General features: G+C 53.2%; 22 protein-coding genes. 6 read left to right on the top strand and 16 right to left on the bottom strand.

From position 1 onward, the window contains the following. Nucleotides 1-528: 528 nt before the first annotated feature. On the top strand, nucleotides 529-1,083 hold the full coding sequence (locus GT756_RS25495) for a gamma carbonic anhydrase family protein (protein WP_023319228.1): 555 nt from the start codon (nucleotides 529-531) through the stop codon (nucleotides 1,081-1,083). Here GT756_RS25495 and GT756_RS25490 read toward each other — a convergent pair. Genes GT756_RS25490 through dprA form a run of 6 tightly spaced genes read right to left on the bottom strand, consistent with a single transcriptional unit; the run spans nucleotide 1,059 to nucleotide 4,850 of the window. Beyond that, on the bottom strand, nucleotides 1,059-1,316 hold the full coding sequence (locus GT756_RS25490; protein WP_043523043.1) for a DUF1488 domain-containing protein: 258 nt from the start codon (nucleotides 1,314-1,316) through the stop codon (nucleotides 1,059-1,061). The genes GT756_RS25495 and GT756_RS25490 overlap by 25 nt on opposite strands. After that, a complete protein-coding gene (gene aroE / locus GT756_RS25485) occupies nucleotides 1,313-2,131 on the bottom strand; it encodes a shikimate dehydrogenase (protein ID WP_004206806.1) in 819 nt (272 codons plus the stop codon). Before aroE ends, GT756_RS25490 begins: the two co-directional genes overlap by 4 nt. A 3-nt stretch (nucleotides 2,132-2,134) precedes the next feature. Then, nucleotides 2,135-2,707, bottom strand: coding sequence for an L-threonylcarbamoyladenylate synthase type 1 TsaC (gene tsaC, locus GT756_RS25480; protein ID WP_004206805.1), 573 nt, complete (start codon nucleotides 2,705-2,707; stop codon nucleotides 2,135-2,137). Between the two features lie 4 nt (nucleotides 2,708-2,711). Then, nucleotides 2,712-3,254 (bottom strand): type I DNA topoisomerase, encoded by a 543-nt coding sequence (locus GT756_RS25475; protein ID WP_004206804.1) that lies wholly within the window; start codon nucleotides 3,252-3,254, stop codon nucleotides 2,712-2,714. Nucleotides 3,255-3,280: 26 nt separating this feature from the next. Then, a complete protein-coding gene (gene smg / locus GT756_RS25470) occupies nucleotides 3,281-3,754 on the bottom strand; it encodes a DUF494 family protein Smg (RefSeq protein WP_002919137.1) in 474 nt (157 codons plus the stop codon). Then, nucleotides 3,726-4,850 (bottom strand): DNA-protecting protein DprA, encoded by a 1,125-nt coding sequence (gene dprA, locus GT756_RS25465; protein ID WP_043523047.1) that lies wholly within the window; start codon nucleotides 4,848-4,850, stop codon nucleotides 3,726-3,728. Before dprA ends, smg begins: the two co-directional genes overlap by 29 nt. Before the next feature lie 128 nt (nucleotides 4,851-4,978). Between dprA and def the strand changes: the two genes are divergently transcribed. From def to mscL, 5 genes are all read left to right on the top strand, one after another. Beyond that, nucleotides 4,979-5,488 (top strand): peptide deformylase, encoded by a 510-nt coding sequence (def, locus tag GT756_RS25460; RefSeq protein WP_004206802.1) that lies wholly within the window; start codon nucleotides 4,979-4,981, stop codon nucleotides 5,486-5,488. 14 nt (nucleotides 5,489-5,502) lie between these two features. Continuing rightward, entirely contained in the window at nucleotides 5,503-6,450 is a 948-nt protein-coding gene (fmt, locus tag GT756_RS25455; RefSeq protein ID WP_017900611.1) for a methionyl-tRNA formyltransferase, read from the top strand. A gap of 52 nt (nucleotides 6,451-6,502) precedes the next feature. Continuing rightward, complete coding sequence (gene rsmB, locus GT756_RS25450; RefSeq protein WP_004206800.1) at nucleotides 6,503-7,798, top strand: 16S rRNA (cytosine(967)-C(5))-methyltransferase RsmB; 1,296 nt, start codon at nucleotides 6,503-6,505, stop codon at nucleotides 7,796-7,798. 13 nt (nucleotides 7,799-7,811) lie between these two features. Beyond that, nucleotides 7,812-9,188: a Trk system potassium transporter TrkA gene (gene trkA / locus GT756_RS25445; RefSeq protein ID WP_002919153.1), complete on the top strand. Its 1,377-nt coding sequence runs from the start codon at nucleotides 7,812-7,814 to the stop codon at nucleotides 9,186-9,188. A gap of 139 nt (nucleotides 9,189-9,327) precedes the next feature. Beyond that, a complete protein-coding gene (gene mscL / locus GT756_RS25440; RefSeq protein WP_004206799.1) occupies nucleotides 9,328-9,741 on the top strand; it encodes a large-conductance mechanosensitive channel protein MscL in 414 nt (137 codons plus the stop codon). Here the strand turns inward: mscL and GT756_RS25435 are convergent. From GT756_RS25435 to secY, 10 genes are all read right to left on the bottom strand, one after another. Continuing rightward, a complete protein-coding gene (locus tag GT756_RS25435; RefSeq protein WP_004206797.1) occupies nucleotides 9,677-9,955 on the bottom strand; it encodes an alternative ribosome-rescue factor A in 279 nt (92 codons plus the stop codon). The genes mscL and GT756_RS25435 overlap by 65 nt on opposite strands. A 57-nt stretch (nucleotides 9,956-10,012) precedes the next feature. Further along, a complete protein-coding gene (gene zntR, locus GT756_RS25430; RefSeq protein ID WP_043523051.1) occupies nucleotides 10,013-10,438 on the bottom strand; it encodes a Zn(2+)-responsive transcriptional regulator in 426 nt (141 codons plus the stop codon). Nucleotides 10,439-10,440: 2 nt separating this feature from the next. Beyond that, nucleotides 10,441-10,809: a DUF1992 domain-containing protein gene (locus GT756_RS25425; protein ID WP_043523054.1), complete on the bottom strand. Its 369-nt coding sequence runs from the start codon at nucleotides 10,807-10,809 to the stop codon at nucleotides 10,441-10,443. Between the two features lie 108 nt (nucleotides 10,810-10,917). Further along, nucleotides 10,918-11,304: a 50S ribosomal protein L17 gene (gene rplQ / locus GT756_RS25420; protein ID WP_002919206.1), complete on the bottom strand. Its 387-nt coding sequence runs from the start codon at nucleotides 11,302-11,304 to the stop codon at nucleotides 10,918-10,920. Nucleotides 11,305-11,344: 40 nt separating this feature from the next. Further along, a complete protein-coding gene (rpoA, locus tag GT756_RS25415) occupies nucleotides 11,345-12,334 on the bottom strand; it encodes a DNA-directed RNA polymerase subunit alpha (RefSeq protein ID WP_002919219.1) in 990 nt (329 codons plus the stop codon). 25 nt (nucleotides 12,335-12,359) lie between these two features. Next, entirely contained in the window at nucleotides 12,360-12,980 is a 621-nt protein-coding gene (rpsD, locus tag GT756_RS25410; RefSeq protein ID WP_002919224.1) for a 30S ribosomal protein S4, read from the bottom strand. Nucleotides 12,981-13,013: 33 nt separating this feature from the next. Continuing rightward, a complete protein-coding gene (gene rpsK / locus GT756_RS25405) occupies nucleotides 13,014-13,403 on the bottom strand; it encodes a 30S ribosomal protein S11 (RefSeq protein WP_002919257.1) in 390 nt (129 codons plus the stop codon). 16 nt (nucleotides 13,404-13,419) lie between these two features. Continuing rightward, the gene (rpsM, locus tag GT756_RS25400; RefSeq protein WP_002919259.1) at nucleotides 13,420-13,776 is read right to left on the bottom strand and encodes a 30S ribosomal protein S13; all 357 of its coding nucleotides are present in this window, start codon (nucleotides 13,774-13,776) and stop codon (nucleotides 13,420-13,422) included. Nucleotides 13,777-13,922: 146 nt separating this feature from the next. Then, on the bottom strand, nucleotides 13,923-14,039 hold the full coding sequence (gene rpmJ / locus GT756_RS25395) for a 50S ribosomal protein L36 (protein WP_000868187.1): 117 nt from the start codon (nucleotides 14,037-14,039) through the stop codon (nucleotides 13,923-13,925). A 33-nt stretch (nucleotides 14,040-14,072) separates the two neighbouring features. Further along, nucleotides 14,073-15,404 (bottom strand): preprotein translocase subunit SecY, encoded by a 1,332-nt coding sequence (gene secY, locus GT756_RS25390; protein ID WP_002919515.1) that lies wholly within the window; start codon nucleotides 15,402-15,404, stop codon nucleotides 14,073-14,075. Nucleotides 15,405-15,407 lie beyond the last annotated feature (3 nt).

Below are 15,407 nucleotides of genomic sequence, written 5' to 3'. Positions count from 1 at the left end.
CATGTGTTAGGCCTGCCGCCAGCGTTCAATCTGAGCCATGATCAAACTCTTCAATTTAAGTTTGATGCTCAAAGAATTAAACTTCGTAATGAATTACGTGTTCACTCTTGAGACTTGGTATTCATTTTTCGTCCGAGGACGTTAAGAATCCATGTCACTTTGAGTGCCCACACAGATTGTCTGATAAATTGTTAAAGAGCAGTTGCGACGCGCTTTAGCGCTCTGTCGCGAGGTGGCGTATATTACGCTTTCCTCTTTCAGAGTCAACCCGTTTTTCAGGATTTTTCTCTTCAACCGAACCGGCTGTTTGTGTGAAGTGATTCACATCTGCCGTGTCAGTGGGTGCGCATTATAGGGATCCCATTTTTTTGCACAAGCCTTTTTTCGATCTTTTTTTCTGAATGGTGATTTTTCACCCTTTTCGCCGTGTAATTGCACGATTTGCTCAATTTTCACCGTTTTCAGGGGTTGCAGAGCGAGATAAAAGCCACCAAAGTCTTCTTACGCTCCCCTATTTTTGAGGTCAACATGTCTGCTCAACTGCGCCCCTATAAAGCATTTTTCCCGCAAATCGGTCTTCGCGTCATGATTGACGCATCCAGCGTCGTTATCGGTGATGTCAGAATTGCCGATGACGTCAGCGTCTGGCCTCTGGTAGCCATTCGCGGCGACGTCAACTATGTATCGATAGGTCAACGCAGCAATATTCAGGACGGCAGCGTTCTACACGTGACCCATAAATCCTCTTACAAGCCTGAGGGAAATCCACTGATCATTGGAGAGGATGTGACGGTTGGCCACAAAGTGATGCTGCACGGCTGCACTATCGGCAACCGCGTACTGGTTGGTATGGGTTCGATCTTATTAGATGGTGTCGTCGTTGGCGATGACGTCATGATTGGCGCGGGAAGTCTCGTACCGCAGAACAAACAGCTGGAAAGCGGCTTCCTTTACTTTGGCAATCCGGTCAAACAGATCCGCCCCCTGACAGAGGCGGAGCGGGAAGGCCTTAAGTATTCAGCAAATAACTATGTGAAATGGAAAGATGAATATCTGGATCAGGAGAGCCAGACCCAACCCTGAGCATCCTCCTGATTATCGCGGATCAATGCCTCTGCCTCTTCCTCAAGATCCCAACGATGTTCCTGGAATGCGGCCAGCCACTGCGCTGGCCCCTCTGCGCCAAAACGCTGCTGCAGGATCTGCCCTGAAATTGCGCAGGTTAATTGCATCCCATTAACCAGCGCGGGAAACACCACGCCCTGCCGTTCGGCATCCCATGATTCCCGATCGGGAAACTGAATCGCCTGATTCATGCATTCAGTTCCTGTTGCAGCCTTTCTATAACCGGGGTGATAGCCGGCAGGACGCCGTGCCATAGCAGAACGGCATGGGCGGCTTGCGCCACCAGCATTCCCAGCCCGTCAGCACAGTGGGTTGCGCCATGCTGCTGGCACCAGTGAAGAAACGGTGTCGGCCCTTTCTGGTAAAACATGTCATAGCAATACACGTCAGCGTTGACAACAGAGGCCGGGATAGCCGGTACATCACCGTCTATTCCACTGGACGTCGCATTGATGATCAGATCGAATGTTTCCCCGGATAAGGTATCCATCTCCCTTGCGCTGACGCTGCCGGTATGGGCGAAGAGCGTGGCTAACTCATGGGCACGAGCGTAGGTGCGATTGACGATCGTGACGGCACATCCCAGCGACAGCAGCGGCAGCAGCACCCCACGCGATGCGCCACCGGCACCGATAAGCAGGATCCGCTGGCGTGGCTTAATGAATCCCAGACGCTCCAGATCGCTCAGCAGACCAATACCGTCCGTGTTGTCGCCCAGCAAACGCCCGTCTTCGAGACGTTTCAGGGTATTCACCGCTCCCGCCAGCGCAGCGCGTTCTGTCAGTTCATCCGCGCGCGCAAAGGCTTCTTCTTTAAAAGGAACGGTAACATTGGCGCCCTTTCCTCCCTGCGCAAAAAACTGATTGAGAGAAGAGACAAAATCGTCCAGCGGCGCCAGCACACGTCCATAAGGATGGGTAATCCCTAACTGGCGGGCAAACAGCTGGTGAATAGAAGGCGACTTGCTGTGCGCGATCGGATTACCAAAAACAGCATAGGTTTCCATGGTTCACCCCTGGCGGAACAGTTCACCCGTCAGGGCATCACGTATTTCAGATGGATTTTGCCGTCCGCCCGTAGCGCCATCCACGACCGGGAAGCTGTCACCAAACTGAGCACGGACCTCTGCGGTGGTGCGGCAAGGCGGTTGCCCGGTGAGATTGGCGCTCGTCGAGACCAGCGGTTTTCCGTAGGCTTCACACAATTCAATCACCAGCGGATGGTTGGTCACGCGTACAGCCAGCGAATCAAAACGACCAGTCAGCCAGCGTGGTGTTTCAGGACGCGCCGGGAATACAAACGTCACCGGTCCTGGCCAGCAGGAAAAGATCGCTGCCCGCTGCGAATCACTTAACCGTGAATCATCAATATATGGCTTGAGTTGCTCAAAGCTAGCGGCGATAAGGATCAATCCCTTCTCAACAGGACGCTGCTTCAGCTCCAGCAGACGCATAACGGCCGTTTCGCTGTCAGGGTCGCAGCCGACGCCAAAAACGGCTTCCGTGGGATAGGCGATGACATGTTCATTATTCAGGACCGCCACGGCATGGGCGACGGCTTCTGAGGGCAGGTTATTGTTCACTGATTTATTCCGCCGGGATCGGCTTTCCACATTGTTTACTGGCACAGAAGCATCTGAGCCCCTGCGCCGTCTTCTTTTCTATTAACAGCGGGTAATGGCATTCAGGGCATTCGCCCGCCACCGGTTTATAATTGATAACGAACTGGCAATCAGGATAGCGATCGCAGGAGTGAAAGGTTTTACCGAAACGGGAACGACGCTGGACCAGATGGCCTTGTCCGCACTGCGGGCAAGCAATAGCCGTCTCATCTGGTTTATCAATTAGCTCAGTATGTTCGCATTCCGGATAGCGGCTACAGCCAATGAACATCCCAAAACGCCCCTGACGTAGCACCATAACCGCGCCGCACGATGGGCATGCTTGCCCCTCCAGCACCTTAACGACATGCCCGTCTGCCTGACTTTTCAGGGGACGGATATAGTCACAGTCCGGATAATGCGAACAGCCGAGAAACGGGCCATGTTTCCCGGAACGGATCACCAGTTCAGCCCCGCACTGTGGGCAGGGCTCATTTTTACGCACCGAAAACAGTGCTGATTTGGTCATAACAACTCGATGTTGCTGCAAAAAGATTAATGCAGCATACCTTCATTTACTTCGAAGAGTAATTCTTCCATTTGCTGATAGGCGTTTTCACAGCCCGGAATATTGAACAGTACCATCAGGATGACCCATTTCAGGTCCTCCAGCTCAAATTCTGCCGTATCCAGCGCCAGTACGCGCTCTATCACCATTTCTCGCGTTTCGAGGTTCAACACCTGAATCTGCTCGAGGAAGAGTAAAAACCCCCGGCAACTGGCGTCCAGACGCTGGCACTCCTCTTCGGTATATACCCGAAGCGACAGCGGGTCGGAAGCGAGCTGCATGGGTTCAACGAGACCTTCCTGATAATCAGCCAGTTTCTCGAGCCACATTAACGCGTTATAGATATCTTCCCGCTCAAAACCTGCGTCGGTAAGATCCCGCGTCAGTTTGTCCTGATCCACACGCATTTCTGCTTCGCTATGGATGTAAGTTTCAAACAAATACATGAGTACGTCGAACATGGCTTGCCCTCCTTAATCGGACATAGCCGCCGGGTACAGCTGCGATCCAGCCTGCTAACTCCAGTTCAAGTAGCTGAGCTACGGTTACTGGCACAGATTGGCCGGCACGTTCAGCGACAACGTCAACAGGTGTTACCTCATCTCCTACGTTAGCCAGGAGCTCCGGAAATGGCAATGCTACAGACGGCTGATCGGCGCAATTATTTATCGAATCAGACGTATCAGTTAGCCAGGCCAGCTCGTTGTGCCAGTATTCCACAATATCCTCTGGCGAGGTCACCGGCACCGCGCCTTGCTTAATTAACCAGTGTGGGCCTTCCGATCCCGGATTGCCTATCGGCCCAGGCAGGGCAAACACATCCCTTCCCTGTTCCAGAGCACAGCGGACGGTAACCAGCGAACCGCTTCTCAATGCCGCCTCAACCACCAGCACGCCCAGGCTCAGGCCGCTGATAATCCGGTTGCGCCTGGGGAAATGCGCGGGAAGCGGCGGCGTTATAAGTGGAAATTCAGACACCAGCGCACCGCCATTATCGACGATCTGCTGGGCGAGGCTCGCATGGCGCCGCGGATAAACCCGGCCCAGTCCGTTGCCCAGTACCGCGATGGTTTTGCCCTCGGCCGCGAGCGCGCCGCGATGCGCGACGCCATCAATGCCTAACGCCAACCCACTGGTGATAGTCATCCCTTTACGCGCCAACGTTTCGCTGAACAGCTTCCCCCAGCGAGCGCCATACCAGGAATGCAAGCGACTGCCAATAACGGCAAGCTGCGCGCTGTGAAGCAGAGCGGGATCGCCGCTGACCAGCAACGCGCCGGGGTAATCAGCGATAGCCTTTAACCGCAATGGATAGCGCGGATCGTCACCCCGTAACAGATGATGATCCGGTTGTTCCAGCCAGCGCCGCGTCTCGTCAAGCTCATGCTCGTCAAGCCGGAAAAATAACGTTGCCTGCGCCGCGGTCATCCCGACGGCATGCAGCGCTTCATGATCAACGCTGGCGGCTGCGCATAAGCGCTGAGCGATCTCTACCATCCTGTCGCCATACAAGCTACTGACCTTCATCAGCCGCAGCCAAATCTCGTCAGGCGTCATCCTTACCCCCTGCCATAAGCGGTATTGACAATCTTTGCGATTGGACAGTGAGACTGTCAATTGCAGGGTGTTTTGTCTAGAATAGAGCTAATAATCTTATCAACTCCTGAATACGACTCTGGAACTTTATGGCAGTTTTGCAAGTGTTACATATTCCGGACGAGCGCCTTCGCAAAGTCGCCGAGCCGGTCAAAGAAGTGAATGCGGAAATTCAGCGTATCGTCGATGATATGTTCGACACCATGTACGCTGAGGAGGGCATTGGTCTGGCCGCGACCCAGGTCGATATCCATCAGCGCATTATCGTTATTGATGTGTCGGAAAATCGTGAAGAGCAGCTGGTGTTAATCAACCCGGAGCTGCTGGAAAAAGATGGCGAAACCGGCATTGAAGAAGGCTGCCTGTCTATTCCGGAACAGCGCGCCCTGGTGCCGCGTGCGGAAAAAGTGAAGATCCGCGCGCTGGATCGCGACGGTAAGCCATTTGAACTGGAGGCCGATGGCCTGCTGGCTATCTGTATTCAGCATGAGATGGATCATCTGGTCGGCAAACTGTTTATTGATTATCTGTCACCGCTCAAACAACAGCGCATTCGTCAGAAGGTTGAGAAACTGGATCGTTTACGTTCCCGTGCCTGATAACAAGGAATACCGTGTCACAATCACTACGTATCATTTTCGCCGGCACCCCCGATTTTGCAGCGCGTCATCTTGACGCGCTGTTGTCGTCTGAACATCAGGTTGTTGGCGTATTCACTCAGCCAGACCGCCCTGCTGGCCGCGGCAAAAAATTGATGCCGAGCCCGGTAAAGGTGCTGGCTGAAGCCCATAACTTACCTGTATTCCAGCCATCCTCCCTGCGTCCGCAGGACAACCAACAATTAGTCGCCGATCTCGGCGCCGATATTATGGTGGTGGTGGCGTACGGTTTGATTCTGCCGAAAGCGGTGCTGGAGATGCCCCGTCTGGGCTGTATCAACGTTCACGGCTCCCTGCTGCCGCGCTGGCGTGGCGCAGCGCCAATCCAGCGTTCGCTGTGGGCAGGGGATAGCGAAACAGGCGTAACCATCATGCAGATGGACGTCGGCCTTGATACGGGTGATATGCTGTATAAGCTTTCCTGCCCCATTACCGCAGAGGATACCAGCGGCAGCCTGTACGATAAGCTGGCCGAGCTCGGCCCTCAAGGTCTGCTGGCAACTTTGGCCCAGCTGGCCAACGGCACCGCACAGCCTGAAGTACAGGATGAATCGCTGGTGTGCCACGCCGAGAAGCTGAGTAAAGAAGAAGCTCGCATCGACTGGTCGCTTTCCGCCGCACAGCTGGAGCGCTGCATCCGCGCCTTTAATCCGTGGCCAATGAGCTGGCTGGAAATTGACGGGCAGCCGCTAAAAGTGTGGCGGGCATCGGTCATTGCCGAAGCCGCACATGCCGAACCAGGTACTATCGTGGCAGCAACCAAACAGGGTATCCAGGTCGCCACAGGCGATGGGATCCTCAGTCTGGAATCGCTACAGCCTGCGGGTAAAAAAGCGATGAGCGCCCAGGATTTACTCAATTCCCGCCGGGAGTGGTTTACGCCTGGCACCCGTCTCGCCTGACGGTCGTCTCTTCTGAAGCCCGGGTTCGCCGGGCATTTTTATTTTTGCGCTTATGAAAAAGAATATAAATTTACGCAGCCTGGCCGCCCAGGCTATCGAGCAAGTCGTTGAAAAAGGTCAGTCTTTAAGCAACGTCCTGCCCCCTCTACAGCAAAAAGTCAGCGATAAAGACAAAGCGCTGCTGCAGGAGCTGTGTTTTGGCGTACTGCGTACGCTCAGCCAGCTGGAGTGGCTTATCAGCAAGCTGATGGCGCGTCCGATGACCGGCAAACAGCGCACCGTGCACTTTCTGATTATGGTTGGGCTCTATCAGTTACTCTACACCCGCATCCCTCCACACGCCGCGCTGGCTGAAACGGTAGAAGGCGCGGTGGCGATTAAGCGCCCGCAGCTTAAAGGGCTGATCAATGGGGTGTTACGCCAGTTTCAGCGCCAACAGGAAGAGCTACTGGCAGAATTCGCCGGGCAGGAAAACCGCTACCTTCATCCCAAATGGCTGCTGAAGCGTCTGCAGCAGGCCTGGCCGCAACACTGGCAGGAGATTGTCGACGCTAACAACCAGCGCCCGCCGATGTGGCTGCGCGTTAACCGCAACCATCATTCCCGAGATGAATGGCTTGCTCTGCTTAAAGAGGCCGGTTTAGAAGGTTTCACCCACCCTGACTATCCCGACGCCGTGCGTCTGGCCACCCCTGCCCCGGTCCATACGTTGCCGGGTTTTGCCGAAGGATGGGTAACCGTTCAGGATGCCTCGGCCCAGGGCTGCATGCGCTATCTGCAGCCGGAAAACGGCGAGCGCATTCTTGATCTCTGCGCTGCGCCGGGCGGCAAGACGACGCATATTCTGGAGGTCGCTCCCCAGGCTGAGGTCATGGCGGTGGACATTGATGAACAGCGTCTTTCCCGCGTCTATGACAACCTGAAACGGCTGGGCATGAAAGCCGAAGTCAAACAGGGCGATGGTCGCTTCCCTGAGCAGTGGTGTGGCAGCGAGCAGTTCGATCGTATTCTGCTGGATGCCCCCTGTTCCGCCACCGGTGTTATTCGCCGCCATCCAGATATCAAATGGCTGCGCCGGGATCGGGATATCGCCGATTTAGCCCAGCTACAGGCCGAGATCCTCAATGCCATCTGGGGGCATCTGAAACCAGGCGGCACGTTGGTTTACGCTACCTGTTCTATTCTGCCGGAAGAGAATAGCCAGCAAATTGCCGCCTTCCTCGCGCGGACCCCGGATGCGGAGCTTGACGCAACCGGTACGCCGGCAAGCCCGGGACAGCAAAATCTGCCGGGTGCGGAAGAAGGCGATGGCTTCTTTTACGCTAAGCTAATCAAACGTCGCAACTAATGGATCACTGCAGATGAAGATTATTATTCTGGGCGCCGGCCAGGTCGGCGGCACGCTGGCGGAGAACCTCGTCGGCGAGAACAATGATATTACGCTGGTTGATACCAATGGCGACCGTCTGCGCAGCCTGCAGGATAAGTTCGACCTGCGTGTCGTCCAGGGGCACGGTTCTCACCCCCGCGTACTGCGCGAGGCAGGAGCCGATGATGCCGATATGCTGGTGGCGGTCACCAGTTCGGATGAAACCAACATGGTGGCCTGCCAGGTCGCCTATTCGTTATTCAATACGCCAAACCGTATTGCTCGTATTCGTGCGCCTGATTACGTCCGCGATGCGGAAAAGCTCTTCAATTCTGAAGCAGTGCCCATCGATCACTTAATCGCTCCGGAACAGCTGGTCATCGACAATATTCACCGTCTGATAGAATATCCCGGCGCGCTGCAGGTCGTGAACTTCGCGGAAGGGAAAGTCAGCCTCGCCGTGGTGAAAGCCTATTACGGTGGTCCGCTGGTGGGTAATGCATTGTCCACCATGCGTGAGCATATGCCGCATATCGATACGCGCGTGGCCGCTATTTTCCGCCACGATCGCCCCATTCGCCCACAGGGTTCGACGATTGTCGAGGCCGGCGATGAAGTCTTCTTTATTGCCGCCTCGCAGCATATCAGGGCGGTCATGAGCGAACTCCAGCGTCTGGAGAAGCCTTATAAACGCATCATGTTGGTCGGCGGCGGCAATATTGGCGCGGGCCTGGCCCATAAGCTGGAAAAAGACTACAGCGTTAAGCTTATTGAGCGCAATCAGCAGCGAGCCGCTGAGCTGGCAGAAAAACTGCAGCATACTATCGTCTTCTACGGTGATGCATCGGATCAGGAGCTGCTGGCCGAAGAGCATATTGACCAGGTGGACCTGTTTATTGCCGTCACTAACGATGACGAAGCAAACATCATGTCTGCGATGCTGGCCAAGCGAATGGGGGCTAAAAAAGTGATGGTGCTGATCCAGCGTAGAGCCTATGTGGATCTGGTTCAGGGTAGCGTCATCGATATCGCGATATCGCCTCAGCAGGCCACGATTTCCGCCCTACTCAGCCATGTTCGTAAAGCCGATATTGTCGGCGTCTCCTCCCTGCGCCGCGGCGTTGCGGAAGCGATCGAAGCAGTGGCACACGGCGATGAGAGCACCTCGCGGGTGGTCGGGCGATCGATCGATGAGATCAAGCTTCCGCCAGGCACGATCATTGGCGCCGTCGTGCGCGGGAATGACGTGATGATCGCCAATAATAATCTGCGGATCGAGCAGGGCGATCATGTGATCATGTTTTTGACTGATAAAAAGTTTATTTCCGATGTAGAAAGGCTGTTCCAGCCAAGTCCTTTCTTCCTCTAATTCCCAGGGCGTCGAACAGGCGCCTTTTATTATCCCTTATTATTCAAAGGTTAATATTTTCCTGTAACGCTCTACGGGGAATGGCAAATGAAAATACATTTGTTAAACTTACAACGTCAGCTGGCTCAAGGAGAATAAAATGAGTTTTTTAAAAGAGTTTCGCGAATTCGCGATGCGCGGGAACGTTGTCGATTTGGCAGTGGGTGTGATCATCGGCGCAGCATTCGGTAAAATTGTTTCGTCGCTGGTCGCGGATATTATTATGCCGCCGCTCGGCCTGTTGATTGGCGGGATCGATTTTAAACAGTTTGCCGTCACGCTGCGCGATGCCCAGGGTGATGTACCGGCAGTGGTGATGCACTATGGGGTGTTTATTCAGAACGTTTTCGATTTCATCATCGTCGCATTTGCCATTTTCATGGCGATTAAACTGATGAATAAGTTAAATCGCAAGAAAGAAGAGGCTCCGGCGGCACCGCCAGCGCCCTCTAAAGAAGAAGTCCTGCTGAGCGAAATTCGCGATCTGTTGAAAGAACAAAACAAGCGTTCTTAATCAGCAGCGAAAGCAGAAGACCAGTGGTAAAAAAGCGATTCGCTTGCTTGCCACTGGCCTCCCGGTCCATCCTTGCTGCATGTTTATCTTTACGTTGATAGCTTCCCTTCCCTTTCTTGTTCTTCTCTACACGCTGCCTGAATAATGGATCGTGGAGAAGTGCTTCAATGGCGTTATCTTTAATTTGCCCTTTGGTATGCTGATAGCGACTCATAGTAACTCCAGTACATGTGTGAATTCCGCGCGAGTGTAGATCCGCGCGCACAAAAAATCAACGGCTGGCATTGCCGTTACTGGCGCCTTGCTCAAGGGCCTCGAGGATCGAACAGTAAACGCTGCTGTGAGCTGTGCCGCAGCAGACGTCGTTGAGCCGTTGCAGAGAGCGACGCATCGTTTGTAGCTCGTTGATCCTCGCCTCAACTTCGCTTAATCGCGCCTGAACGATCCCTTTCGATTCCTGACAGGTGTGATGTTCCGGATCGATACGGATCGACAATAATTCGCGGATCGCTTCCAGAGTAAAGCCTAGCTGACGGGCATAGCGAATAAAGCGCAGACGCTGAAGATCGTTATCCGAGTAAAGACGAAATCCCCCCTCAGTGCGCACGTCATGATCCATCATTTGCTGTTTTTCATAATAACGGATGGTATCTGGCGTCACATCAGCCAGTTTTGCCAGCTCACCAATACGATACATATTCACTCCTGATTGATTTTATGCAGCAACGCATCGGCGTACTCACCGCGTAAAAAGTCGGTGTTCAGTCCTGCCTGACGCAGCTTAAGCTCGAGCAGAGCAAGGCGCTTGCTGAGTTCGCCATGCCGCGGGTCGTCCTGACGCACACCCTTAAGCAAGTCTGCCAGAGCCACCGCCTCTCTGCGCTGCTCCAGCTCCGGGGGAAGACACCCTGCATTCTTCAGAAGGCGATAGCCTGCCCGCAGCTCGGCCGGTACATGCGAATCGTCATCGAGAGTTAGCGGCTCGCCGCTACCGGGTAAATTATCGAACTCGCCTTTGGTTTGGGCATCGAGGATATGGCGTTCTGCCCACTGATCCAGTAACCACATTCTACGGCTCCGGGGGATGAACAAAAAGAGTACAGATATTGTAGTGAAGTGGGGATGAGGTAGATATAAAAAAACCCGCCGGGGCGGGTTTTTTTACGTTACTACAGATTACTCTGCAGCAGCTTCTGCTTTCGGCTCAGCACGATCAACCAGCTCGATGTATGCCATCGGCGCGTTGTCGCCTGCACGGAAGCCACACTTCAGAATGCGAGTGTAACCACCGGCGCGGCTCGCGAAACGCGGGCCCAGCTCGTTAAACAGTTTTGCCACGATCTCGTTATCACGAGTGCGGGCGAATGCCAGACGACGATTAGCAACGCTATCAGTCTTGGCAAGAGTAATCAGCGGCTCAACTACGCGACGCAGTTCTTTCGCTTTCGGCAGGGTCGTCTTGATGATTTCATGACGAACCAGCGAACCTGCCATGTTACGGAACATAGCCTGGCGATGGCTGCTGTTGCGGTTCAGTTGACGACCACTCTTACGATGGCGCATGACCTTATCCTTCTCAGTAAAACCTTAACCTGTGATCCGGTTACTCGTCAGCAATGCTTGCTGGTGGCCAGTTTTCCAGGCGCATGCCCAGAGACAGTCCACGGGAAGCCAGCACGTCTTTAATCTCAGTAAGAGATTTTTTACCCAGGTTCGGCGTTTTCAGCAACTCAACCTCGGTACGCTGTACCAGATCACCGATATAGTGGATAGCTTCTGCCTTGAGGCAGTTAGCAGAGCGGACAGTCAATTCCAGATCGTCAACAGGGCGCAGCAGGATCGGATCGAATTCTGGTTTCTCTTCTTTCACTTCTGGCTGACGTACATCACGTAAGTCAACAAAAGCTTCCAGTTGTTCAGCCAGGATGGTTGCCGCACGACGAATCGCCTCTTCAGGATCGATTGTGCCGTTGGTTTCCATTTCGATGACCAGCTTGTCCAGGTCGGTACGCTGTTCTACACGCGCAGCTTCAACATTGTAGGCAATACGCTCTACAGGGCTGTAGCAGGCGTCGACCAGCAGACGGCCGATTGGGCGCTCATCTTCTTCCGAATGAATTCGGGCAGAAGCCGGCACATAACCGCGACCGCGCTGAACTTTGATACGCATGCTGATAGCAGCGTTCTCATCAGTCAGGTGGCAAATCACGTGCTGCGGCTTGACGATTTCGACATCACCGTCGTGGGTAATGTCGGCTGCGGTCACAGGGCCAATGCCAGATTTATTCAAAGTAAGGATGACTTCATCTTTACCCTGAACTCTCACCGCCAGCCCTTTCAGGTTGAGCAGGATTTCAAGGATGTCTTCCTGAACGCCTTCTTTGGTGCTGTACTCGTGCAGTACACCATCAATCTCAACCTCGGTCACCGCGCAACCCGGCATCGATGAGAGCAGAATACGGCGCAGTGCGTTACCCAGAGTATGGCCGAAGCCACGCTCTAAAGGCTCAAGGGTCACCTTGGCGTGCGTCGAACTCACTTGCTCGATATCGACCAGGCGCGGTTTTAGAAACTCTGTCACAGAACCCTGCATTGTGTCCTCTCTTTGGTACTAAGCTTTACTTGGAGTAAAGCTCGACGATCAGGTGTTCGTTAATGTCCGCAGACAGATCAGAACGCTCCGGCTGACGCTTGAACGTACCTTCCATCTTGCCAGCATCAACTTCCAGCCAGGTTGGCTTTTCACGCTGCTCAGCCAGCTCCAGAGCGGCTTTCACGCGAGATTGCTTTTTCGCTTTCTCACGAATGCTGACAACGTCATTCGCTTTAACCTGATAAGAAGCGATGTTAACAACACGACCGTTTACCATAATCGCTTTGTGGCTAACCAGCTGGCGTGCTTCAGCACGAGTGGCGCCGAAGCCCATACGGTATACAACGTTGTCCAGACGACCTTCCAGCAGAGCCAACAGGTTTTCACCGGTGTTGCCTTTCAGACGTGCTGCTTCTTTATAGTAGTTACGGAACTGACGCTCCAGCACACCGTACATACGGCGAACTTTTTGCTTTTCACGCAACTGCACACCATAGTCAGACAGACGCGGCTTACGCGCACCGTGCTGGCCAGGAGCTTGTTCAATTTTACACTTGGTATCGATCGCGCGAACGCCAGACTTAAGGAATAAGTCGGTGCCCTCACGACGGCTCAGCTTGAGCTTAGGACCCAAATATCTTGCCATTTTCTTTCTCCAACTAACCTGGAAAACGCAGCGTTATACGCGACGTTTTTTCGGCGGACGACAACCGTTATGAGGGATCGGAGTCACATCAGTAATATTAGTGATGCGGAAACCAGCGGCGTTCAGTGCACGAATGGTAGATTCGCGACCCGGACCCGGACCTTTGACCATAACTTCCAGATTCTTGATGCCGTATTCTTTTACGGCTTCTGCGCAACGCTCTGCTGCAACCTGAGCTGCGAACGGAGTGGATTTGCGAGAACCACGGAAACCGGAACCACCGGCTGTTGCCCAACCCAGTGCGTTACCCTGACGATCAGTAATGGTAACGATGGTGTTGTTAAAAGAAGCATGGATATGAGCCACGCCGTCAGAGACTTGTTTTCTTACACGCTTACGTGCACGAATTGGTGCCTTTGCCATTATTCAATCACCCCGATTATTTCTTGATCGGTTTACGCGGACCCTTACGGGTACGTGCGTTGGTCTTGGTACGCTGACCGCGAACCGGGAGACCACGACGATGACGCAAACCACGGTAGCAACCAAGGTCCATCAGACGCTTGATGCTCAGGGTGATTTCACGGCGCAGATCACCTTCAACGACAAATTTACCTACTGCTTCACGCAGAATATCAATTTGTTCTTCAGACAGCTCACTGATCTTAACATTTTCAGCGATGCCCGTTTCAGCGCAGATGGCTTTAGAACGGGTTTTGCCGATACCGAAAATAGCGGTTAAAGCGATTACGGTATGTTTGTGATCAGGAATGTTAATGCCTGCTATACGGGCCACTATGCACTCCTACTATTTAATATGTACGCACCATGCTGAAAAGCCCGTTTTCAGGATACTCAAATGGAAACGTACAGACATACAAAAGATTGGCTGGCTAATCTAGCCAGCTCAATCCAACTTTGCAAGAAAAATATGCGAAAAAATCAGCCTTGGCGCTGTTTATGCTTCGGCTCGGCACTGCAAATCACACGGATGACGCCATCACGCTTAACGATTTTGCAGTTACGGCATAATTTCTTGACGGAAGCACGAACTTTCATTTTTACTCTCCGTAACTTCTCGGGCGACCAGTTTTAGCGGCCGTAGCCTTTCAGGTTCGCCTTCTTCAATGCAGACTCATACTGACTGGACATCATCAGAGTTTGCACTTGAGCCATAAAGTCCATAATCACGACAACAACGATAAGCAGCGAGGTCCCACCGAAGTAGAACGGCACTTTCATCGCGTCACGCATGAACTCCGGGATCAGGCAGATAAAAGTAATGTACAACGCACCAACCAGAGTCAGGCGAGTCATCACTTTATCGATATACTTCGCCGTTTGCTCTCCCGGACGAATTCCTGGTACAAATGCACCGGACTTCTTCAGGTTATCTGCTGTTTCACGCGGGTTGAAAACCAACGCCGTGTAGAAGAAACAGAAGAAGATGATTGCAGACGCATAGAGTAACACATAAAGCGGTTGCCCAGGCTGCAAATACAGCGAAATTGTTGTCAGCCAGTTCCAACCAGTACCACCCCCGAACCATGACGTGATGGTTGCCGGGAACAGTATAATACTGGAAGCGAAGATTGCCGGGATTACCCCCGCCATATTCACTTTCAGCGGTAAATGTGTGCTCTGTGCAGCATAGACACGACGACCCTGTTGACGTTTCGCGTAGTTTACCACAATGCGGCGTTGACCACGTTCAACGAATACAACAAAGAAGGTCACTGCAAATACTAATACTGCAACCAACAGCAACAGGAGGAAGTGCAGGTCGCCTTGACGCGCTTGCTCGATAGTATGGGCGATGGCCGGCGGGAGTCCCGCAACGATACCGGCGAAGATAATGATCGAGATACCGTTACCGATACCGCGTTCAGTGATCTGTTCGCCGAGCCACATCAGGAACATAGTCCCTGTGACCAGACTGACAACAGCGGTGAAATAGAATGCAAAGCCTGGATTAATCACCAGGCCCTGCATACCAGGCATATTCGGCAGACCGGTAGCAATACCGATCGACTGGAATATCGCCAGCACCAGAGTACCGTAGCGGGTGTACTGGCTGATCTTACGACGACCAGACTCCCCTTCTTTCTTCAGTTCTGCCAACGGTTGATAAACCACCGTCAGCAGCTGCACGATGATTGATGCCGAAATGTACGGCATAATCCCCAGTGCAAAGATAGAAGCACGGCTGAGAGCACCACCAGAGAACATGTTGAACATTTCAATGATGGTGCCTCGCTGTTGCTCAAGCAGTTTGGCAAGTACAGCGGCATCAATACCAGGGATCGGAATAAAAGAGCCAATACGGAACACTATCAGCGCACCGACCACAAACAGAAGTCTGCGTTTCAGTTCGCCAAGGCCACCTTTGGCACTTTGAAAATCTAATCCCGGTTGTTTAGCCATCTG

It is taken from the genome of Klebsiella sp. Q2, assembly GCF_009900705.1.
Taxonomy (GTDB): domain Bacteria; phylum Pseudomonadota; class Gammaproteobacteria; order Enterobacterales; family Enterobacteriaceae; genus Klebsiella; species Klebsiella quasipneumoniae.
This window is presented reverse-complemented; position numbering and strand designations above follow the sequence as displayed.

Coding starts and splice junctions, on each gene's coding strand:
- GT756_RS25495 (WP_023319228.1), top strand. CDS start 529: ATGTCTGCTCAACTGCGCCCCTATAAAGCATTTTTCCCGCAAATCGGT.
- GT756_RS25490 (WP_043523043.1), bottom strand. CDS start 1,316: ATGAATCAGGCGATTCAGTTTCCCGATCGGGAATCATGGGATGCCGAA.
- aroE (WP_004206806.1), bottom strand. CDS start 2,131: ATGGAAACCTATGCTGTTTTTGGTAATCCGATCGCGCACAGCAAGTCG.
- GT756_RS25475 (WP_004206804.1), bottom strand. CDS start 3,254: ATGACCAAATCAGCACTGTTTTCGGTGCGTAAAAATGAGCCCTGCCCA.
- smg (WP_002919137.1), bottom strand. CDS start 3,754: ATGTTCGACGTACTCATGTATTTGTTTGAAACTTACATCCATAGCGAA.
- dprA (WP_043523047.1), bottom strand. CDS start 4,850: ATGACGCCTGACGAGATTTGGCTGCGGCTGATGAAGGTCAGTAGCTTG.
- def (WP_004206802.1), top strand. CDS start 4,979: ATGGCAGTTTTGCAAGTGTTACATATTCCGGACGAGCGCCTTCGCAAA.
- rsmB (WP_004206800.1), top strand. CDS start 6,503: ATGAAAAAGAATATAAATTTACGCAGCCTGGCCGCCCAGGCTATCGAG.
- trkA (WP_002919153.1), top strand. CDS start 7,812: ATGAAGATTATTATTCTGGGCGCCGGCCAGGTCGGCGGCACGCTGGCG.
- mscL (WP_004206799.1), top strand. CDS start 9,328: ATGAGTTTTTTAAAAGAGTTTCGCGAATTCGCGATGCGCGGGAACGTT.
- GT756_RS25435 (WP_004206797.1), bottom strand. CDS start 9,955: ATGAGTCGCTATCAGCATACCAAAGGGCAAATTAAAGATAACGCCATT.
- zntR (WP_043523051.1), bottom strand. CDS start 10,438: ATGTATCGTATTGGTGAGCTGGCAAAACTGGCTGATGTGACGCCAGAT.
- GT756_RS25425 (WP_043523054.1), bottom strand. CDS start 10,809: ATGTGGTTACTGGATCAGTGGGCAGAACGCCATATCCTCGATGCCCAA.
- rplQ (WP_002919206.1), bottom strand. CDS start 11,304: ATGCGCCATCGTAAGAGTGGTCGTCAACTGAACCGCAACAGCAGCCAT.
- rpoA (WP_002919219.1), bottom strand. CDS start 12,334: ATGCAGGGTTCTGTGACAGAGTTTCTAAAACCGCGCCTGGTCGATATC.
- rpsD (WP_002919224.1), bottom strand. CDS start 12,980: ATGGCAAGATATTTGGGTCCTAAGCTCAAGCTGAGCCGTCGTGAGGGC.
- rpsK (WP_002919257.1), bottom strand. CDS start 13,403: ATGGCAAAGGCACCAATTCGTGCACGTAAGCGTGTAAGAAAACAAGTC.
- rpmJ (WP_000868187.1), bottom strand. CDS start 14,039: ATGAAAGTTCGTGCTTCCGTCAAGAAATTATGCCGTAACTGCAAAATC.
- secY (WP_002919515.1), bottom strand. CDS start 15,404: ATGGCTAAACAACCGGGATTAGATTTTCAAAGTGCCAAAGGTGGCCTT.